We start from the raw sequence: 20,570 nt of genomic DNA, 5'->3' as shown, positions 1-20,570 counted from the left end.
GTCGTTCGATGGATATGTCCGTGAAACCGAGGCCCCGAGGCAAACTGGTCGCGATTGGCGGCGCCGAAGACAAATCCGCCAAGGCGGCGATTTTGGGGCGCGTGCTGAAACTCTCCAACAAAGAGAGTCCGGTGGTCGGCGTGATCACCACGGCCAGCAGCATCCCCGATGAGGTCTTTCCGGCCTACGAGGAAGCCTTCGACGCGCTGGGCGCGTCCGAGGTGCTGGATGTGCGCATCCGCGAAAGGCGCGATGCCGATGATCCCAAGATGGTCGACATGATCCGAAAGAGCGACGTGCTGTTCATCTCGGGCGGCGACCAGATGCGCCTGACCAGCATCTTCGGCGCATCAAAGTCGCTGGAGGCGATCCGTGGCATCTACCACGAGGGCGCGGTCATCGCCGGCACCAGCGCGGGTGCTGCGTGCCAATCCACGACCATGGTCTATGGCGGCAGCGCGATCGACAGTCTGCGCAAGGGCGCGGTCAAGATGAGCGCGGGTTTCGGCCTGATCGAAGGGGTCATCATCGACACCCATTTCCTGGAGCGGGGCCGCTTCTCGCGGCTGATGGAAGTGGGGGCGACGAACCCCGAATACCTGGGAATCGGACTTGGCGAAGATGCGGCCGTGCTGTTCGAGGGCGGTATAATAAAGGCCTTTGGACCCGGTCACGTAATCCTCGTTGACAGTTCAAGGATAACCAGTTGCAATGTATTCGACTTGTCAGACGGTGAGGCGGTGAGCGTCCACAACGTCGTGATGCATGCGCTGGTCGAGGGTGATGGATACAACCTGGCGGACCGGCAGGTCCTGAGTGCCAAACAGCTTGGGGCCGAGAGCCTGGAGCTGAAGGATGCGTATACTTGAACACCGTGCGCTGCGCGGACCGAACTATTACAGCCGCTACCAATCGATCTACATGCGGCTGGACATCGAGGAACTGGAAGACCGGCCGAGTGACAAGGTCGACGGCATTGCCGACAAGCTTCAATCCCTGATCCCCACGATATACGAGCATCGCTGTTCGGTCGGAGAGGCAGGCGGGTTCCTGTCCCGGGTCAAGGAAGGCACCTGGGCCGGTCACATGGTCGAGCATGTGGCAATCGAATTGCAGAACATGATCGGTTTTTCGGTGGGCTACGGCAAGACCGTCGACAGCTATGACAAGGGGGTCTATCACGTCGTCTATCGCTATCGCGACGAGGCAACCGGCATCGCCTGCGGCGAGGAGGCAGTGGAGATTGTCCAGGCGCTGTATGACGGCAAGGATGTGGAGCTGGAGCCGGTAATCGACCGGTTGAAAGAGGTGCGGGACGCCAACGCGCTTGGGCCGTCGACCGGCTCGATCGTGAACGCGGCCAAGGCGCGCAACATCCCGTGGTACAACCTGACCGAGGGCACGAGCTATACCCAGCTCGGGCACGGCGTGAAGCAGCGCAAGTTCCAGGCCACGGTGACAGATGCGTCGGGCATCATCGGCCACTCGATTGCCGACGACAAGGAGTGGACCAAGCAGGTGCTGGACGACGCCGGCGTGGCCGTTCCCAAGGGCTATATCGGATATAGCTGGGAAGAGGTCAAAGACGCCGCCGAGTGGATCGGCTGGCCGGTCGTCACCAAGCCTTTGTCGGGCAACCACGGGCGCGGCGTGACCACCGACATCACCAACGAGGAAGAGCTGAAATCGGGCTACGAGGCCGCGTTGGCGCGGTGCCGCGACGATTACGGCGCCGTCATCGTTGAAAGTTATATCAAGGGCGAGGATCACCGTATCCTGGTGGTCGACGGCAAGCTGGTGGCCGCCGCACGCCGCCGCCCCGCCCATGTCGAGGGCGATGGAAAATCGACGATCCAGCAGCTGATCGACGAGGAAAACAAGGACCCGCGCCGCGGTGTGGGCCACGAGAACCTGCTGACCCAGATCCACGTGGACGAACAGACCATGCGCCTGCTGGAGCAGGCTGAACTGACGCTCGAGTCGGTGCCGGAAAAAGGTGAAATTGTTTATCTGAAATCCACCGCCAACATCTCGACCGGCGGGACGGCGACGGACCTGACCGACGAGGTGCATCCCGAGATCAAGTTCGCGATGGAGCGGATCGGCCGGCTGGTGGGTCTCGATATCATCGGGATCGACCTTCTGGCCGAAACGTTGTCCAAGCCGCTGGATCAGCAATCGGCGGGCGTGGTCGAGGTCAACGCCGGGCCGGGCTTTCGGATGCACATGGCACCGACCCATGGCAAACCGCGTGCGGTGGGCGAGGCGGTCGTCAACATGTTGTTCCCCGACCCCACGGATGACGGGCGCATTCCGATCACCGCCATCACCGGCACCAACGGCAAGACCACCACGACACGCCTGATCACGCATATCCTGCGGCAGGCGGGCAATTCGGTGGGCATGGGCTGTACCGGCACGATCGAGATCGACAACCACGTCATCCTGCGCGGCGACTATTCCGGGCCCGCCGCGGCCCATGCGGTGCTGCGCGAGCCGACCGTGGAACACGCCGTGCTCGAGGTCGCACGCGGCGGCATCATGCGCCGGGGCCTCGGCTTTGACGAATGCGACGTGGGCGTTCTGCTGAACATCGCATCCGACCACCTGGGCGAGCGCGATATCCACACGCTCGAAGAACTGGCACGGTGCAAGACCGTGGTGGTCGATGCGGTCAAGAAGATCGGCGGGTTCTGCGTATTGAACGCCGATGACCCGCTGGTGATGGATCAGGGCACCTACTGGGCGCGGGGCGAGATCATCTATTTCACGATGAACCCCGACAACCCGGACCTCAAGGAGCACCTTGCCAACCACAAGATGGTCATCACCGTGCGCCAAGGCCGGATCGTGCTGTTGCGCGGTCAGGTCGAGGTCGAGGTGGCCGCCGTCAACGACGTGCCGATTTCCTTCGAGGGGCATGCGCCCTTCAACGTGCAGAATGCCATGGCGGCCACGGCCGCCGCACTGGCGCACGGGCTGGAAATCGATGACATCCGTGCAGGCCTGCTCAGCTTCCACCCCACACCGGCGCAGATGCCGGGGCGGACGAACTACTTCGAGGCCGATGGCGTCAAATGCCTGATCGACTATGGCCACAACGTGCCGGCGCTCGAGGCGCTGGAGCCGCTGGTCAACGGTCTTGGCCAACAGCGCAAGATCGCCGTGGCCACGGCCCCGGGCAACCGCCGGGACGAGGACCTTGCGGCGCTGGGCGCCCAACTGGCCAAGATGTGCGACGCGGTCTATGTCTATGAAACGGACGCGCGCGGACGCAGCGAAGGTGAGACCGCCGGGCTGATCGAGAAGGGCGCCAAGGATGCCGGATCCGCCGGAACGGTCGAGATCATCATGGACGAGCAGGCCGCGATAGATCGCGCCATCGGCGAGGCCAAACCGGGTGATTTCCTGTTGCTGCTGGTCGATGACATCGAAGGTGCCACAGAGCGCCTGAAAGGCCGCAGTTACGGGGCGCAGTCTGACCTGGGGCAGACGTAAGCCACGTTCGCGCAATTAGACAGGGAACAACGCCGTCGCAACGGCGTTGATAACCGAGGGAGTGATATGACAAAAAACGTTTTCGTCGTTGGAATGAACGAACTGAATGCGGCGCGGTTGAAGCGCCTTCGCGGCGTCGAGGACGTGAACTTCCACCCGCTTCTCACCTCTGCGGAAGTATCCGATACGCAGATTTTCGATATTCCCGACATGCTGCGCCGGGCCGAGGAGACGCTGGACGCCTTCGACGGTTCGATTGACGCGATCGTGGGCTATATCGACTTTCCCGTGTCCACCATGCTGCCGCTTTTGTGCAAGAAATACGGTGTGCGAAACGCGTCGCTGGAATCGCTGCTGAAATGCGAGCACAAGTACTGGTCGCGCAAGGTGATGGCCGAGGTCATTCCCGACCACGTTCCGAACTTCACCGCTTTCGACCCGTTCGACGACGAGGCATTGTCCAAGATCGGCGAGGCCGGCCTGCGGTTTCCGTTCTTCGTGAAGCCGATCAAGTCATCGGGCTCTCGCCTGGGGTTCCGCATCGACAGCCCTGAGGATTTCGCCTATGCGACCGAAGCCTTCCGCGCCGAGATCAACGAGATTTCCGAGCCGTTCAACTATGTCCTGAACCAGGCCGACCTGCCCGATGACGTGAAAGCCGTGGAGGGCCATTACTGTATGGCCGAGCGGGTGATCGGCGGGCGCCAATGCACCGTCGAGGGCTATGTGCATGATGGCGAGGTCGTACCCTACGGCGTGGTCGACTCGATCCGTTATCCACAGGTTCTGAGCTTTTTCTACTATCTTTACCCGTCCACCCTGCCGCCACGTATCCAGGAGCAGATGGCAGAGATCACCAAGACGGTGATGAAGCACATCGGCTACGACAATGCCGGTTTCAACATCGAGTATTACTGGGACGAGGTGCAGAACCAGATCTGGCTGCTGGAGATCAACACCCGCATCGCGCAATCGCACTGCGACCTATTCGAGATGGTCGACGGGGTCAGTCACCAGCAGGTGACTGTGGACCTTGGCCTGGGCCGCAAGCCGGACATGCCCAAGGGCGAAGGGCCGGAAACCGTCGCGGCGGAGTTCTTCTACCGGGTGTTCTTCAACGACGCGACGGTGGCCCGCGCGCCATCGCGGGCCGAGGTGGAGGTCGCCGCCGAGCAGGTCGAGGGCACGCGGATCACCTCTTATGTCAGCAAGGGGTCGAAACTGTCGGAACTGCCGGAGCAGGACGCCTACAGCTATGCGGTGGCGTCGGTCTGGATGGGCGCGCAGAAACAGTCGAAGCTGCTTTGGAACTACGAGCAGGTCATGAAGAGGCTGAACTACGAATTCACGGATATCGTGGAGTAGGGCGAAAGAGCGCGAGCCGTTTGGAACGGTTCCGCCAGCCCGGTTTCTTTAAATTTCCGGTTGATCGTCGACAGAGCGGGTTCCGTGCTGGCTTGGGATTTTCCCTTGCCCGGTGGCGGCTGGACATCGGGCAGTAGAGGCAGTAGCCCCACGCTGGAGAACTCCCTGAAGCCGCTACCCGGACGCTGATATGAAGATCGATCATCCTCTGCCGCAGACCATCCACGAGATCGAGCATCTGGAGATTCCGATGCCCGACGGCACGCGGCTGGCCGCCCGCATCTGGATGCCGGAAGGTTCAGAGGACCTGCCTGTGCCGGCAATCCTGGAATTCATCCCTTATCGAAAGAACGACAAGACGTTGGAGCGCGACCACGCGCGGGCGCCCTGGATGGCGGCGCAGGGCTATGCCTATGTGCGCGTCGACCTGCGGGGAACCGGCGAATCCGAAGGGTTGATGACGGATGAATATACCGACATCGAGCTGCAGGACGGATGTGACGTAATCGCCTGGATCGCCGCGCAGGACTGGTGCGATGGCGGGGTCGGGATCGTCGGCATTTCCTGGGGCGGATTCAATGGCCTGCAACTGGCGGCGCTGCGCCCGCCGGCATTGAAGGCGGTGGTCACGATCTGTTCGACCGACGATCGCTATGCCGACGATATCCACTACATGGGCGGCACGCTGCTTGGGGATCACCTGTCCTGGGCGTCGGTGATGTTCGGCATCAACACCCTTCCGCCCGACCCGGCGCATGTGGGCGACCGCTGGCGGACGATGTGGGAAGAGCGACTGGACGGATCTGGCCTGTGGCTGGAGAATTGGATGCAGCACCAAAGGCGGGATGCGTTCTGGAAACACGGGTCGGTCTGCGAGAACTTTTCGGATATCGAGGTGCCTGTCTACGCCGTCAGCGGCTGGGCCGACGGGTACTGCCGGGCGGTCTTCCGGCTCGTCGAGAACCTGAAAGCGCCGGTCAAGGGGCTGATTGGCCCGTGGTCGCATCGCTATCCGCATCTGGGCGAACCGGGGCCGGCCATAGATTGGCTGACGGAAGAGACGCGATGGTGGGACCAGTGGCTGAAGGGACAGGACACCGGGATCGCCGACGAGCCGAAGCTGCGCGTCTTTCTGCAGGATCACGCCATGCCGCAAACCCATTACGAGGAACGGTCGGGGCACTGGATCGACCTTGCTTCATGGCCCTCGGCGCAGATCACGCGGAGTTCATTCGCGCTTTCGTCGGATGGCGGGCTGGGCCGGGCCGGGCCGGGTGAGCCACTGAAGCTGTGTTCACCGCTTTGGGTCGGGCGGCACGGCGGCAAGTGGTGCTCTTACGGTCATCCGGGCGACCAGCCGGGGGACCAAAGGCGCGAAGATGCGGGAAGCCTGACGTTTGAGACCGCACCGCTGGAAGACGATCGGCACATGGTCGGCGACCCGGCTTTTTCGATGGCATTCCAAGTGGATAGGCCCGTGGCTCAGGTTGCCGCGCGGCTGATGGATGTGGCCCCGGACGGGGCGGCAACGCGCGTCAGCTATGGGCTCTTGAACCTGACGCATCGCAACAGTCACGAGCATCCCGAAACGCTCGAGCCCGGACAGACCTATACCGTCACCGTGCCGATGAAGCATGTCGCCCAGACATTCCGAGCAGGACATCGCATCCGTCTGGGTCTGTCCACAAGCTATTTCCCGATCGCGTGGCCGGCGCCCGAGCCCGTGACGCTGACGGTTCTTACGGGCGAATGCCGGCTTGATCTGCCACTTTGCAGCGCGGCGCCGATGCCGGTGGATGCGTTCGGTCCGGCAAGGGCCGCCGAGCCGCTGGAACTCGAGGTGGAAAGAGCCTCGTCCGCGTCATGGTCGATCTCGGAGGATACGGACACCGGACGGCTGTTGATCGAGGTGGTCGACGATGAGGGGGCGGCGACGATCCGGCGGCAGGAGTTTTTCCACGCGGCGAAAGCCGCCGAACGCTACACCATCCTTCCCGATGACCCGACGTCCGCGGAGGGAGAGGTGACCTGGACCCACGAGATGCGGCGCGATGAATGGATGGTTCGCACGGTGACGTGGACAAAACTGACCGGTGACAAGAGCGAGTACCGCATCGAGGCGCGGTTGCAGGCGTTTCTCGACGACACCTGCGTGCGCGACCTTGACTGGGACGTGCGTGTTCCCCGCGATCACAATTGACGGCGCGGCCCACACTGACCGACGTGGCACTTGACCGAAGACGCCTTTGTGGATTCCTGCGGCCGCGGGCATCATTCTCAGCGTGAACGTCGGTGCTCCGAACGCCATGAATTGCCGCCAGGCCTCCACAACGGTGTCTTGAACGATCTGTTCTTACCCACTGCGAAACCGGCGTGAAGGCGAGAGGTTCCGAGAGTCTGTGATCAGAGAAGGTGAGGGGGGTGCCGATTGGGGCACGTCAGGTCGGTAAATCCCTAGAATAGCTGGATATCGCCCTGCGATGGTGTGTTTCTGGGCTTGTTTCGGACGGGCGATGCGATGATCGGATCGCTGATGTTTGACATGAAGCATCGTTGGACCCGACCCGACGCCGACCAGAACCTGATCTTTCGCCCGCGGGATCCACCAAGGCAGCTACCCGTGATTTTGAAGCCTTCGTTCGACAGGTACCATTCGGCAAAACTGGCATTCTTAGCACCGATTTCGGCGCCGCCCTCGAACATCTTTGCGCCGCCGAAGATCTTGACATTCAGGCGGGTGCGGTCCGCGCCTTTCTTGAGCAGGCCGTTGACCAGAAGTTCCATGGCATTGACGCCGTAACGCATGTTGGTCCCGCGATCTCCGGTGTCGCCCGGAAGCAGAAAGTGGTTCATGCCTCCGACACCGGCGACGGGATCCCACATGCAGGTAGCGATGCAGGAGCCCAGAATGGTGGTCATGACTTCTTCCCGACGGTCTGAAATTCGGGTCTCGCCCTGAAAGAGAGGAACGAAGACGGCGCCTTCGATCGAACCGGGACCAGGTGCGTCGGTCATGTTTGACCGCGATTCTGCGCGGTTGCCAAGATGTGTCATGAGACCTCCTCGCACGGTGCCGAAGCACATGCGCGATCAGAATTCATGCCAGTCTTCCTGTCCGTTCACAGCGGCGGAGGAAACGGCTGGGGCGGCAATCTTGACTGCCGACGCGTTCTGCGGCTCCGTCCTCGCGATTTCGTCTTCCCAGCCTGTCTTTCGCGCGGATGCGGGGATTTGGAGCGCGGACGGCGCTGTGTCTTCGCTCAACTCGTCGAGACTGAATTGACGCAGGATGTCCGTCATGCGTTGCGCTTCATTGCTCAAGCTGCGGCTGGCTGCAGAGGACTCCTCGATCACTGCAGCGTTCTGTTGCGTCACCTTATCGAGTTCCGTCACGCTTTCCTTGATTTCCGCCAGGTTTGCCGCCTGTTCGCTGGATCCGGTGGCAATCTGAGAAACGAGGTCGGACACATGATTGACACCATCGATTATGTCGCTCAGCGCAGCGCCGGCCTGGTTCGCAAGATCGCTTCCCTCGGTAACGTGTTCGCTGGAACGCATTATCAATTCCTTGATTTCATTGGCCGAGTCCGAGGCGCGCTGTGCAAGAGCGCGGACTTCCGAGGCCACGACGGCGAATCCGCGGCCGGAATCACCCGCCCGGGCGGCCTCGACGCCTGCATTGAGCGCCAAAAGGTTCGTCTGGAACGCGATGTCGTCAATGACACCGATGATCGCGGTGATCTGTTGCGACGACTCCTCGATGTCGCGCATGGCCTTGACTGTCTTGCCCACGACGTCGCCGCCGGTGGCCGCACGTTTCTTGTTGTCCGCGATACGTTCGTTGGCATCGACTGCGAGTGTCGCAGTTGTCTGCACGCTATTGTTCAATTCCTCGATGGCCGCAGCGGACTCTTCCAGCGTCGCCGCTTGAGCCTCGGACCGTTTCGACTGGTCCTCGGCGACCTCGGAGATTTCCTGCGAGCTGGTGCGTACACTTTCGGCTGTGGACACGATCGTCGTGAGCATCTTGCGAAGGCTGGCCACGACTTCGTTGAAATTCTTGCCGATTTCGATGTGATCGGAGTCGAGTCCCTCGAAGTCACCGAGATTGATGGAGCAATCCGTCCGACCCGATGCAAGGCGGGACATGCGTTCTCCAAGGTGATGCAAGAGTTTCTGTCTCAGGGTCGTCGACTCGTGCCGGGCCCGGGTTTCTGCTTCGTCGCGGGCCAGCGTGTCACGGAATTGCTGAAGCCCTTGTGCCATGACACCGATCTCGTCCCCACGGTTGATCCCGGGAATATTCGCGGTGTAGTCGTGGCTCGCGACCGCGCGCATTGCGCTGCTCAGCGACTTGATTGGCCCGGTCACCAGATGAGAGATGGCGAAAAAGATTGCCACGAGGCCGCCCAACGCGACCACGGCGCTGGTTCCCAGGACCTGCAGGATCTGCATCTTTTGCGCGGCAATGAACGTGCCATTGTCCCATAGGAAGCCGACCGCGCCAAGAAGCGTAATACCATCTTTTGCCATGACCGGAACTGCAACGGCATGCGTATCGCCTTCGCCGGCGTGTGCCAGTTCCTTGTCGGCCAGAGCCCTTGCGATCATTGCTTGGACCTGAGGCGATTTCGTACTTCTGGCCGCGTATTCGGCCAACTGCTCACCGGATACATGAACGACCTCGACTGCGATCAGGGAGGCATCACGTTCTGTCGCGGATGCATACACTTCGGCAATCCGGTCCCCGTCCTTGAACTGAATCGGGGCTCGCATCTGGTTGGCCAGCATGTCAGCGATGAAGACCTCGTCCTCAGCTTGTTGCTCCATGCTCATGGACTTGAGATTTAGATCGAGCAGGACGAAGCTGACGGTGAAGGTTGCGAGAAAGCCCAAGGCAACAGCGATGGCAAGCTTCGCGCGGATGCTGAGCGCCGCGAAAGCGGTCTTGATCCGGCCAGGATTGGTGCCGGCGATAGGGGCGGTCATGGTCATCTCGGGCTCCCGTGAGAAGGGTGGTTCAGTTGGCAGAAGCGAGCATCTCGAGGTCGACGCCGACCGTGATCACCCCGACGAACGTCCCATCATCCATGATCGGAAGGCTGATCTGGCTCTGGTATGCCTGCGATGATTCGTCGAATTCGGCGGGACTGATGTGAATACCGGATGTGGCGTGGGGCACTTGCCACTTGTCTTCGTCGCCCTGCCAGTAATCGGAGGTCACGTCACTTTGGCCGACATTCAGTCCGCGGGCATCGGTTATGAAGATTTCGGTGTAACGTCCGGCGCCTTGCGTCTGTATCTCCCGAAGGTGGGAGGAAAGGCCGTTCGACAGGATGCTGTCGACGAGGGCGCCGCCGGAGATTACCTGTTCTCGCCAAGTGGCATCGAGCGCAATGATCTCGCCTTCTGTAAGGTTCTCGTGCGCGACATTCTGAATGCGAAGTACCTCGAGCACGAGGGGGTCTGTTACCCATTCTGCGATGGTATTGTTCGCGAGATTCTTGAGCGCCGCGTCATAATCGCCGGACGCGGCAGCGCCAGAAGCGAGCATGCAGGCGAGTGCGAAGTTGGTGACTGTATGTTTCATTATCCCTCCGGATTCTGGAAAGTGGTCTTATTGGTCCGTATGTTCGTCGATAAGATTTAATATCCTCTGAACCCGCGCGGCTCAGAGTGCCGTTGATGTTGAATCAATCTGAATTGCGGTCGCGGACAGGGCAGCCAGATGACGGTCGGTCTGGTGATGCGCGTGCTCCAGGCGGTGGATGATGCCGAGCAGCCCACTGTCTATGTCGCTCATTCTGCCGCTTTCGACCCGACAGAGAAGCTTGACCAGATCGAGCCCGTTTATTCGACGTCGCAATTGGCGACAAACGTCCGGAATGATCTTGCCCAAGGTGGCGACATCGGAGACCGCGGCGCGGCTGATCTCGGAAAGGGACTCGGCCTGCGCATGAAGTATATCCCGACCGCCGTGCCCGCGACTGGAGGAATTGTGCTTCAACGCTGACTGCTTCGCGGTCAGGTCCATCAGCGCCGACATCTGCGACGCGCTGTGAGCATGGGCGAGGGCGGCCCGCATTCGCACCAGCAGTCCGGTATTGTCACAGCGCAGCCTTTCGACCATTTGGTACATGTCGTCCGACATCGTCTCGTAGTTCTTTGAAATCGTGCCGATCGCCACACCTGCCCCCTCCAGCCGGCTGGAAAGAATCCGCAAGTTGATGGGTTCGCCCCGAACTTGCTGAAAAATCGAGATTATCTTGTGAACAAGCGCCTCGGCCTCAGTCATCATGTCGGTCAGTTTCGAGATTTTCCGGAGGTCCGCATCGGCGGTCTCGTCGATATCCTCGCGCAGGGAGAACTCGGCATTCAGAGCTGCGAATGCGTATGATTCAAAATCGGGGAAGTTCTTTTCCGACAGGCGCTTCACCAGATATTCGGCGCTTTTGTCGGGCGGAAGGCCGCGTGCTTCTTCGGCAAGCGCGTCGGTGTAGATGTCGCGCGTGAACTCGAAGAAATCGGACCCGGGTTTGATCCTTACCGACAGGTAACCGTCCCGGGTCGGTGTGATGGATGCGAAGACCCAGTAGTATCGGCCGTCGGCGGACGCATTCTTGACATAGGCGCAGACCGGAAGCCTGGCTTGAAGCCGTTGCCACATCAAGTGAAACAGGCCGCGCGGCATGTCGGGGTGGCGTACCACCTTGTGTGGCGCGCCGACCAGTTCCTCTTTCGACATGCCAGCAACCCTGCAGAATTCCGAGTTCGCGTAGCGTATGACGCCGCGTGTGTCCGTCGCGGAAGCCAGGAGCTGTTCGCGCGGAAAATCGACCTCGCCGCCCGGCATGGTCGCGCGGTCGCTTGTTCTTGTTGTCTGTTGCATGGCGTGGTCCTCTCAGAGGCAGGCGGCTCGCTTCCACCGCGGGGGTTTCAGAACAGGATCGGCTGGCCATCGCCCAGCCCGAGAGCGGGTTTCACGGGATCATCCAGAAGCCGATGCCGGAAATAGTCGAGCCGGACCTGAGCAATCAGGGGCGCGAGATCGACGGGCACGTCTGCAACCGTCATGCTTGAGAGCGTCTGGAGCACCCGGGAAATGTCTCTCAAATGCTGCCAGAGAGCATCGACGCGCTGCAGGTCGCGCAGGTCGGAGGTGCCATGCTCCGGAAGATGCGCGACCAGTTCGGGGATCAACGCGTCCAGCCTTTCCGCGATGGCCGCAAGATCGTCCGTCTCGTCAGCGAGAATTTCGAGAATGCGGGCGATGGAAGGAAAAGACACGGAACGCTCCTGCTTTCGGGAAATCTGGCTCAAAGGCGACCGACGACTTTTTCGATGCAAGCCTTCAACTGTGCGGTCTGGAACGGCTTCTTGAGGTAGTTGTTCATGCCCAACCGCGTCCCGCGCTCGAGGATCTCCTTGTCGGCGCGACCGGTTACGAGGATGAAGCCGGTCCTCGCAATGGCGCGGTGCGAGCGGATCGCTTCGAGCAGTTGGAGCCCGTCCATCCGCGGCATGTTGAAATCGGAGATCACGAGGTGCACCGGCTTGGAGGCGAGGCTGCTCCAGGCGGTGTGGCCATCCGCCTCGGTTCGGTAATTTTTGATCCCGAGTTCGTCGAGGGCCTGAGTGAGAAGCCCGCGACTGGTCGACATGTCGTCGACGACAAGGATATGCAGTTTGTCTTTCAGGCTCATCCGAGGCCTCCATTTATGTCTGTGCGATGCCTGTCGGCGCCCTTTGCGATTTTGAGCATTGACGCTTGTCGGGACACGGCGGCGGCAGGGCGGCAGAAGGCGCCACGCTCTTGTTGAATGAACGAGGTGGCGATGTGTTCGGGCAGGTTTTCGGAATGGCCAACATAGAGGGCGCCGCCGGCCACGACGCGGTCTGCCAAGCGCTCCCACAGGCGGATCTGGGTCGCCTCGTCGAAGTAAATCGTCACATTGCGGCACATGATGACATCGAACCCGCGCTGAAAAGGCCATTCGGCGTTCAGATTCAGGCACCGGAACGTGATCAGGTCTCGCGCTGTGGGTGCAACGCGCACCATGCCGGAGGGGGCGTCCGCGCGATCCACGTAGCGATCGGCAAGCGCCTCGGGCAGGTCCGACAGGCTGGACGTCGGATAGAGCCCGGCACGCGCAGTGCCGAGGGCCGACTTGTCGATATCAGTCGCAAGGATGCGCAGGTCGAGGCGCGCCGCCTCGGGGCAGATCTCGAGGAGGCGAAACGCAATATCAAATGCCTCTTCGCCGGTCGAGCAGGCGGCGGACCAGAAGCGCACCCGGCGGCCGGACCGTGCGGCCTCCGTCAGCCGGGGAAGAACATGTTCTGAGAGGTGGTTGAAGTGATGTTCTTCGCGATTGAAGCGCGTCATGTTCGTGGTCAGCGCGGAGACAAAGGCATCCTGCTCGGCTTCGTTGCCGGGCTTCTGCAGCCAGTCGCAATATGCCTCGACCGATCCGATGCCCAGCGCCTTCAGCCGTTTGGCCAGGCGACCTGACACCATTGCGCGCTTGTTGCTTCCGATGTGAATGCCCGTCATCCGTTTGAGCAGGTTGGCGACGATCGTGAAATCGCGGGGACTGATCAGGGGCGGTGCAGTGACCTGCGGTTCGTCGCTCATGCGCTCAACGGAGCCTCTTGTGGCAGAACCTCTCGCACATCGATAGCGCGCACGAGCTTGTCATCGAGGGAGTGGACCCCGCGAATGAAAGCCTGGGTGCGCGAGGAGGACACGTCGGGCGTCGCCTGCATCTGGGCTTCGTCAACGGTGATGATGTCGGAAACCGCATCGACCAGGAAACCGACGATCTTGTCGTCGATCTGGGCAATGATAATAACATGCCGCTTGCCGGGCTCGGTCTTGCCGAAGCCAAGTCGCAACGAGAGGTCGACGACCGGCAGAACCGTGCCGCGAAGATTCATCATTCCGACCACGAAATCCGGCGCATGAGGCAGCGTCGTGGTGCTGGTCCAACCGCGGATTTCCAGCACATGCGAGATCTCGATGCTGAAATCCTGGTCCTCGACCGTGAAGCATACGATCTCCACCCGGTTGGCGGTCTTTGTTTCGGCTTGGACTTCACGCATGATGAATATCTCCTGTGGCGTCTGGCCAGGCGCGATCGACCCATCCGCCCTGACCCGGTGGTGCAATCATCTGGTCGGTGTCTACGATAAGTGCGATCTTGCCGTCGCCGAGGATCGTTGCCGCCGCGATTCCGGGTATTTTCTGGTAGTTCTGTTCGAGGCCCTTGATCACCACCTCGCGCTGCTCGGCGATGCCATCCACGGCGAGCGCGTAGCGGTGTCCCGTCTCTCCCTCGATCAGAAGAAGGGACTGACTGTCGAGGCCGACAGGCGCGGCGCGAAAGCCCAGCGCGGCGCCGAGATCCTTGATCGGAACCATTTCGCCGTTCAGCGACAGGACGTTGTCGCCATCGCACAGCGTGTGCACCTTGGCCTGGCCAGGCTGCAGCATCTCGCGAAGCGGCAAAGTCGGCACGATGAGGGACTGATCGGCAACCTTTACGACCATGCCTTCGAGAACCGCGAGGGTAAGTGGCAGCGATACCGTGACGGAGGTGCCGCGCCCGGGCACCGATTGCAAGCTGACCCGGCCGCCAAGGGACTGGATCTCGTTGCGGACCACATCCATACCGACCCCACGGCCCGAGAGATTGGAGATCTCGCCCGCGGTCGAGAAGCCGGGGCGAAACAGCAAGTTGTCTATGTCGGAGTCGCTGAGGTCGTCCTCGGCGCGTATCAGACCCTTCTCGATGGCGATCTGACGCACTTTCGGACGGTTGATGCCAGCGCCGTCATCCTTGATGACGATGACCACCCGGCCCGATCTGTGGCTGGCTTCGAGCGTAACGGTCCCGCGGTCATCCTTGCCGGCGTCGCGACGTGCCTGGGGTGTCTCGAGGCCATGGTCGATGGCGTTGCGGATCATGTGCGTCAACGGTTCGACCAGGCGTTCGGTAACGGTCTTGTCGACCTCGGTCGCGTCGCCCACTGTCACGAGGCGCGCCGATTTCCCGGCCTCCCGGGCTGTTTCGCGGACGATACGGGACATGCGTTGAAACAGACTGCGCACCGGCTGGGCCCGGATCGCCATGACACTTTCCTGGATCGCACCGGAGAGCGTCTTGAGCTGGCTCATTGCCTCGTCGACGCCACCGTTGCCTGAACCGGACATCTCGTCCATCGATTGCCGCAGCATGGCCTCCGCGATAACGAGTTCGCCCACGAGGTTGATCAGCCGGTCGACCCGGTCGAGGTCAACGCGAATGGTGCTGGTACGGGAATTTGCCGTTCTCGGGGCGCCGGCAGGCGGGGGTGCCGCCCCGCTGTCTGCAGGTGGTGCACCAGCGGCAACAGGCGTGGTCCCGCCATTTGACGGCACCACGCCTGGCACGTCGGGGTCGGTGTCGTCCGGGCCGTCGGAAACCGGGTCCGACAGTTCCGGCAGGGAAGGCAAGGCGGACGTGAGGGCGAGCGGCGTGGAAATTTCGAGCTCGCACAGACCTTCGACGAACTCGAAAACTTCGCGAATTGCGGCCTCGTCGACCGCATCGTCAGCACGGAAGTCAAGTGTCCAGCTCAAAGCCGGGACGGACCACGGCCCCTCGGAAAGTGGTCGCACCGCGTCGAGCTCGGCTTCGATCCGCAGCGTTCCCAACGCCTCCAGGCTACGGAACAGGATTGCGGGATCGTGGCCGTTCGCGAAGAGCTGCGGCGATGCCTTGAAGCGGATGGTCACCGGCCCGCCGCTATCGGCCGATCCCATGTCGTCCAGAGAAGGCAGCTCGCCATCGATCGCGAGGAAGGTCGGCTGAAAATCCGGTTCAACGGACTCCTCGGCGCTTTCCTCACCCGAGCCGGAAGCGCCATTCGCCGCAAGGCTGACCTGTTTGAGGTCGTTCAGGATGGACGCGCCTTGTTCGGCGGACAGCACCGTTCCCTGGCTGGCGGCCTCGACCAGATCGGCGAGATGGTCGCTGGCCGTGAGAAGGAGATTGACGACACTGTCGCCCACAGCCAGCCGGTTGCTGCGCATATCGTCGAGCACGTTTTCGAACGCGTGCGCGAAGGAAACCAGTTGATCAAGACCGAAAGCGCCCGCGCCACCCTTCATGGAGTGCACCGCGCGGAACATGCTGTTGATGGTCTCGTCGTCCCCCGCCCCGGCCTCTAGGTCGTTCAGCCCGGCAGAAAGCTGTTCCAGCAGGTCGTCACATTCCTGAAAGAACATCTGGTTGAGATCGTTCATAGTGCGCGCCCTCCTTCAGACCACAAGTCGCCGAATGATCTGGACGAGTTTTTCTTCGTCGAAGGGCTTCACGATCCAGCCTGTAGCGCCGGCCTCGCGGGCGCGTTGTTTGAGCGCATCGCCGCTCTCGGTTGTCAGTACGAGGATCGGCACGCTGGACACATGCGCGCCTTTGCGAACCCCGTCGATGAAACCGAACCCGTCCATCCGCGGCATGTTGATATCCGTGATGATAAGGTCAGGCGTGGCGGTCGGGAGGCGTTCGAGACCATCGACACCATCCTCGGCCAGTTCCACCTCGAATCCGGCGCCGGTCAGCGTCTGTTGAAGCATACTGCGCATGGTTCGGGAATCATCGACGGCAAGGATGCGGGTCATGCGGAATCCTCTTGCATCAGGGCGTGTCGGGGAATGCCGAGGCGGTCCAGTCCCTGGAGGAAATCGGGAGAGGGATCGGCAAGATCGAACGCAGCACCGTCCTGCTGCCATTGCAGTCGCGCGCGCAGCAGGATTTCCGCCGCGAGCGCGCCGAGGAAGCCGACCTGGCCTGCCTGCAGGCGCAGGTCCGATCCGCGCCGGGTTTCGAGGCTTGTCGCCAGCGTTTCGCAAGCGGCGAAATCAAGTCTTTCCGGAAGGTCAAGCGGTGCTTCTCCGACCGAAGTGTCTTTATCTGTCATGCGGGACCCTTCACACTGCAAAAGAGGTGTTGGCGCGATGCTATGGGGTTGGGTTTAAGATGTAGTTAAGCTGCAAGATATTGAACTTACGCCTAAATCAGGTCTGACAATTGCCGTTCTTCGAGAGGGCGGCGCGAGTCGGTGCCGTCGGAATCGGGCCGAAGTCGAACCATCCGGACCCAGAGGCGCAGAGAGCCGCGTCTCGCAGGAGGGGATCCAACCATTTGCCGTGTCATGTGCTGCTGCCCCAAGGTCCGGCGAAGGGCTTGGCCTTGGTGCGGCGGCGTGGTTTAAGCCAGCCGCAGCGGGCACGGAAACGGCGGAGGAGCAAGCGGCGCGCATGTCGAGCATTCTGATCATCGAGCAGGTACTGAACGGAGTTCAGTTCGGAGTCATGCTGTTCTTGATGGCAGCGGGCCTGACGCTGATCTTCGGGGTGATGGGGTTGATCAACCTCGCGCATGGCTCGCTTTACATGGTCGGCGCTTTCGCCGCGGCTGCGGTCGCCGCGGCAACGGGGAGCTTCCTGCTGGCGCTGGGCGCCGCACTGGCCGTCGCGGCGGCCGTGGGCGCCTTGGTGGAGGTCACGGTGATCCGCCGCTTATATGCCACCGACCACCTGGACCAGGTGCTGGCGACCTTCGCGCTGATCCTTATCTTCTCGGAAGGGACGCGGTATCTTTTCGGGTCCTTTCCGCTCTATCTCGATATTCCCGAAGCGCTGTCGGGGCCTGTGACGCTGCCCGGAGGCATCCAGTATCCGCTTTACCGGCTGGCGCTGATCGGGATCGGGTTGGCGGTTGCCATCGGCTTGTGGCTGCTGATCGAGCGGACGCGGGTAGGTATTCGCATCCGCGCCGGCGAAAATGATCGCGAGATGATCGCGGCTTTGGGCGTGGATATCTCGAAGCTTTACACGCTGGTCTTTGCGCTGGGCGCGGCACTGGCGGGGCTGGCGGGCGCGCTGGTGGGCGCGATCCAGTCGGTGCAGGTGGGCATGGGCGAGCCGGTGCTTATCCTGGCGTTCGTGGTGATCGTGATCGGGGGGATCGGGTCGATCAAGGGGGCCTTCGTGGGCGCGATCCTGGTGGGGCTGACGGATACGCTGGGAGGCATTTTCCTGCCCGAGTTCTTCAAGCTTTTCATGGAGCCCGCGGCGGGCACGCAGGTGGGCGCCTCGCTGGCGTCGATGGCAATATATATCCTGATGAGCGTGGTGCTGGTCTGGCGGCCCACGGGCCTGTTCGGGGTGCGGGCATGAACGGGGTCATGAACAGGGAAGCCTGGTTGAACCTGGCCGTGCTTGCGGGACTGGTGGCGGTGCCGCTTTGGGCCCTGGCGGTTGACGAGCCATTCACGATCACGCTGGCGACGCGCGTGGCGATCCTGGCGCTGGCCGCTGTAGGCTTGAACATCGCGCTGGGACTGGGCGGGCTGGTGAGCCTGGGGCACGCGGTGTTCTTTGGCATCGGCGGGTATGCGATGGGGATCCTCGCGCATCACGCGCAGACCTACACGTCGGTCATGGAATGGCCTCTGCTGATCGAAGGCACCAAGTCGATGCCGGTGATCTGGCTGGTCGCCGTGGTGGCCTCGGCGCTGGCGGCGCTGGTTATCGGTGTGCTGAGCCTGCGGACGAGCGGCGTCTATTTTATCATGATCACGCTGGCTTTCGGGCAGATGTTTTTCTACTTCGCCATATCCTGGAGCGCCTACGGCGGCGAGGACGGTCTGTCGATCTATGTTCGCAACGGGTTTCCGGGGCTGAACACGCTGGTGCCGATCCAGTTCTTCGGCTTGTGTTTCGCGATCCTCTGCGCGGTCTTGTGGGGGAACGCGCGGCTGATGCGGTCGCCTTTCGGTTTGGCGCTGAACGCAGCAAGACAGGTGCCGGTGCGGGTGGAGACTGTGGGGCTGAACCCCGTGCGGCTGAAACTGGTGGCGTTCGTGATTTCGGGCGCCATCACCGGGCTGGCGGGCGCGCTTTTCGCGGACCTTAACCGGTTCGTCAGCCCGACGATGTTCAGCTGGCAGTTCTCGGGCGAAATCATCATCCTTGTCATCCTTGGCGGTGTCGGGCGGCTCTTTGGCCCCGTGGTGGGGGCTGCGGTCTTTGTCGTGCTGGAGCACTGGTTGGGCGGACTGACGGAGTTCTGGCTGATCTGGCTGGGGGTGATCCTGCTGTTGATCGTACTCTTTGCGCGGGGCGGCCTCGTGGGGCTCCTGGCGGGGCGGAGCGTGGCGCATGACTGAGCCGGTTCTGGAGACGCGGGGGATCACGAAGCGGTTCGGGGCGCTGACGGCGAGCGAGGACATCGCTCTCGATCTGAAGCCGGGGGAAATCCATGCGGTGATCGGCCCAAATGGCGCGGGCAAGTCGACGCTGATCCAGCAGATCTGTGGTCTTCTGCGGCCGGATGCGGGGCAGGTCCTGCTGGGCGGTCGGGATGTCACGCGGCTGGGCGCGGCGGCCAGGGCGAGAGACGGGCTGGCTCGGACGTTCCAGGTGTCGCAGCTGGCGATGGAGGACACAGTTCTGCAGAATGCGCTGCTGGGCGCGCTCGGCGCCACCGCGCGGCCCTGGCGGTTTTTCGGGCGGGCGCTGGGCGATGCTGAATTACGGGACCGGGCGGAGGCGGCGTTGGCGCAGGTGGGGCTGGCCGATGCGGCGGCGACGCTGTGCGCTGACCTTTCGCACGGGCAGCGGCGGCAACTGGAAGTGGCGATGGCGCTGACAGTCGACCCTCGAGCCTTCGTTATGGACGAGCCGATGGCGGGGCTGGGGGCGGAAGGCTCGAAACGGATGACAGGGTTTCTGAGCGAGCTGCGTGGCACGGCGCCGATCCTGCTGGTCGAGCATGACATGGACGCGGTCTTTGCCCTGGCGGACCGGATCAGCGTGCTTGTCTACGGCCGGATCATCGCCAAGGGCACGGTGGCGGAGATCCGGGCGGACCGGGCGGTGCGCGAGGCTTATCTGGGGGAGGAACCATGAGCCTTTTGCGGCTCGAGGGGCTGGAGGCGCGCTATGGCGTGAGCCAGGCGCTGTTCGGCGTTGACCTGGAGGTGGGTGTGGGCGAGGCGGTGGCGCTGATGGGGCGCAACGGCATGGGAAAGACCACGACGGTGCGGGCGATCTGCCGGATGCTGCCGATCCGCGGCGTGCTGCGGTTCGATGGCCACGATCTGCACCGGTTGCCCAGCCACGGGGCGGCCCGGCTGGGGATCGGGCTGGTGCCCGAGGGGCGGCGGTGTTTCCGGGATCTGACGGTGGCGGAGAATCTGCTGGCCACGGCCCGGCCTGGGCCCTGGAACCGGGCGCGCGTGGCGGAATTGTTTCCACGGCTGGAAGAGCGATCGGCACAGGTGGCAGCCTCTTTGTCGGGCGGAGAACAGCAGATGCTGGCGATCGGGCGAGCGCTGATGACCAACCCTCGGCTGATGATCCTGGACGAGGCGACCGAGGGACTGGCGCCGCTTGTGCGCGCTGAGATCTGGGCGGCGCTGGGGCAACTGCGGGACGCGACCGAAATGGCGCTGCTGGTGATCGACAAGTCGGTGCGAGAACTGGCGCAGGTGGCGGACCGTGCGGTGCTGCTGGAGCGGGGCGAGACGGTCTGGAGCGGCGCGATGGCGGAGCTGACGCCAGATGTATCGGAGCGCTACGTGGGGGTGTGAGGCCGCGCGACCGCTGCCTTTTGCGGGTACGGCAAAGGATCTCGAGCACGGGTCTTTTGAGCGGG

At 62.3% G+C, this 20,570-nt stretch carries 19 protein-coding genes; 8 read left to right on the top strand and 11 right to left on the bottom strand.

Going from position 1 to position 20,570, the window contains the following annotated elements:
- Nucleotides 1-8 precede the first annotated feature (8 nt).
- From ACQY4V_RS12170 to ACQY4V_RS12155, 4 genes are all read left to right on the top strand, one after another.
- Complete coding sequence (locus ACQY4V_RS12170) at nucleotides 9-869, top strand: cyanophycinase (protein ID WP_428512035.1); 861 nt, start codon at nucleotides 9-11, stop codon at nucleotides 867-869.
- On the top strand, nucleotides 856-3,498 hold the full coding sequence (cphA, locus tag ACQY4V_RS12165) for a cyanophycin synthetase (RefSeq protein WP_428512033.1): 2,643 nt from the start codon (nucleotides 856-858) through the stop codon (nucleotides 3,496-3,498). Before ACQY4V_RS12170 ends, cphA begins: the two co-directional genes overlap by 14 nt.
- 93 nt (nucleotides 3,499-3,591) lie before the next feature.
- Entirely contained in the window at nucleotides 3,592-4,863 is a 1,272-nt protein-coding gene (locus ACQY4V_RS12160; protein WP_428512031.1) for an ATP-grasp domain-containing protein, read from the top strand.
- Nucleotides 4,864-5,053: 190 nt separating this feature from the next.
- Nucleotides 5,054-7,063 carry a CocE/NonD family hydrolase gene (locus ACQY4V_RS12155; protein WP_428512029.1) on the top strand — a complete coding sequence of 670 codons (2,010 nt, stop codon included), beginning with the start codon at nucleotides 5,054-5,056 and terminating at the stop codon, nucleotides 7,061-7,063.
- 254 nt (nucleotides 7,064-7,317) lie between these two features.
- On the opposite strand, the gene ACQY4V_RS12150 is transcribed toward ACQY4V_RS12155, so the two are convergent.
- The 11 genes from ACQY4V_RS12150 to ACQY4V_RS12100 all read right to left on the bottom strand — a co-directional run bounded on the left by ACQY4V_RS12150 (nucleotide 7,318) and on the right by ACQY4V_RS12100 (nucleotide 16,827).
- Nucleotides 7,318-7,917 (bottom strand): chemotaxis protein CheD, encoded by a 600-nt coding sequence (locus ACQY4V_RS12150; RefSeq protein ID WP_428512027.1) that lies wholly within the window; start codon nucleotides 7,915-7,917, stop codon nucleotides 7,318-7,320.
- A 36-nt stretch (nucleotides 7,918-7,953) separates the two neighbouring features.
- Entirely contained in the window at nucleotides 7,954-9,858 is a 1,905-nt protein-coding gene (locus ACQY4V_RS12145; protein WP_428512025.1) for a methyl-accepting chemotaxis protein, read from the bottom strand.
- A 25-nt stretch (nucleotides 9,859-9,883) separates the two neighbouring features.
- Nucleotides 9,884-10,453, bottom strand: coding sequence for a PDC sensor domain-containing protein (locus ACQY4V_RS12140; RefSeq protein WP_428512023.1), 570 nt, complete (start codon nucleotides 10,451-10,453; stop codon nucleotides 9,884-9,886).
- A gap of 81 nt (nucleotides 10,454-10,534) precedes the next feature.
- Complete coding sequence (locus ACQY4V_RS12135) at nucleotides 10,535-11,752, bottom strand: PAS domain S-box protein (protein WP_428512021.1); 1,218 nt, start codon at nucleotides 11,750-11,752, stop codon at nucleotides 10,535-10,537.
- A 47-nt stretch (nucleotides 11,753-11,799) separates the two neighbouring features.
- Complete coding sequence (locus ACQY4V_RS12130) at nucleotides 11,800-12,183, bottom strand: hypothetical protein (protein ID WP_428512019.1); 384 nt, start codon at nucleotides 12,181-12,183, stop codon at nucleotides 11,800-11,802.
- Nucleotides 12,180-12,566, bottom strand: coding sequence for a response regulator (locus ACQY4V_RS12125; RefSeq protein WP_152493300.1), 387 nt, complete (start codon nucleotides 12,564-12,566; stop codon nucleotides 12,180-12,182). The genes ACQY4V_RS12130 and ACQY4V_RS12125 overlap by 4 nt, the downstream gene beginning before the upstream one ends.
- Nucleotides 12,563-13,498, bottom strand: a complete 936-nt coding sequence (locus tag ACQY4V_RS12120) for a CheR family methyltransferase (RefSeq protein ID WP_428512017.1) — start codon at nucleotides 13,496-13,498, stop codon at nucleotides 12,563-12,565. Before ACQY4V_RS12120 ends, ACQY4V_RS12125 begins: the two co-directional genes overlap by 4 nt.
- Nucleotides 13,495-13,965, bottom strand: a complete 471-nt coding sequence (locus ACQY4V_RS12115; RefSeq protein ID WP_428512015.1) for a chemotaxis protein CheW — start codon at nucleotides 13,963-13,965, stop codon at nucleotides 13,495-13,497. Before ACQY4V_RS12115 ends, ACQY4V_RS12120 begins: the two co-directional genes overlap by 4 nt.
- A complete protein-coding gene (locus ACQY4V_RS12110) occupies nucleotides 13,958-16,150 on the bottom strand; it encodes a chemotaxis protein CheA (protein WP_428512013.1) in 2,193 nt (730 codons plus the stop codon). The genes ACQY4V_RS12115 and ACQY4V_RS12110 overlap by 8 nt, the downstream gene beginning before the upstream one ends.
- Before the next feature lie 15 nt (nucleotides 16,151-16,165).
- Nucleotides 16,166-16,528, bottom strand: a complete 363-nt coding sequence (locus ACQY4V_RS12105) for a response regulator (RefSeq protein WP_152493296.1) — start codon at nucleotides 16,526-16,528, stop codon at nucleotides 16,166-16,168.
- On the bottom strand, nucleotides 16,525-16,827 hold the full coding sequence (locus ACQY4V_RS12100; protein ID WP_428512011.1) for an STAS domain-containing protein: 303 nt from the start codon (nucleotides 16,825-16,827) through the stop codon (nucleotides 16,525-16,527). Before ACQY4V_RS12100 ends, ACQY4V_RS12105 begins: the two co-directional genes overlap by 4 nt.
- A gap of 340 nt (nucleotides 16,828-17,167) precedes the next feature.
- On the opposite strand from ACQY4V_RS12100, the gene ACQY4V_RS12095 reads away from it, so the two are divergent.
- Genes ACQY4V_RS12095 through ACQY4V_RS12080 form a run of 4 tightly spaced genes read left to right on the top strand, consistent with a single transcriptional unit; the run spans nucleotide 17,168 to nucleotide 20,505 of the window.
- Nucleotides 17,168-18,088, top strand: a complete 921-nt coding sequence (locus ACQY4V_RS12095; RefSeq protein ID WP_428512009.1) for a branched-chain amino acid ABC transporter permease — start codon at nucleotides 17,168-17,170, stop codon at nucleotides 18,086-18,088.
- An 8-nt stretch (nucleotides 18,089-18,096) separates the two neighbouring features.
- Complete coding sequence (locus ACQY4V_RS12090; RefSeq protein WP_428512007.1) at nucleotides 18,097-19,080, top strand: branched-chain amino acid ABC transporter permease; 984 nt, start codon at nucleotides 18,097-18,099, stop codon at nucleotides 19,078-19,080.
- Entirely contained in the window at nucleotides 19,073-19,822 is a 750-nt protein-coding gene (locus ACQY4V_RS12085; RefSeq protein WP_428512005.1) for an ABC transporter ATP-binding protein, read from the top strand. The genes ACQY4V_RS12090 and ACQY4V_RS12085 overlap by 8 nt, the downstream gene beginning before the upstream one ends.
- Nucleotides 19,819-20,505 (top strand): ABC transporter ATP-binding protein, encoded by a 687-nt coding sequence (locus tag ACQY4V_RS12080; protein WP_428512003.1) that lies wholly within the window; start codon nucleotides 19,819-19,821, stop codon nucleotides 20,503-20,505. The genes ACQY4V_RS12085 and ACQY4V_RS12080 overlap by 4 nt, the downstream gene beginning before the upstream one ends.
- The last annotated feature ends 65 nt before the right edge of the window (nucleotides 20,506-20,570 follow it).

It is taken from the genome of Roseovarius sp. (assembly GCF_965277045.1).
In the GTDB taxonomy this organism is placed as follows: Bacteria; Pseudomonadota; Alphaproteobacteria; order Rhodobacterales; family Rhodobacteraceae; genus Roseovarius.
This window is presented reverse-complemented; position numbering and strand designations above follow the sequence as displayed.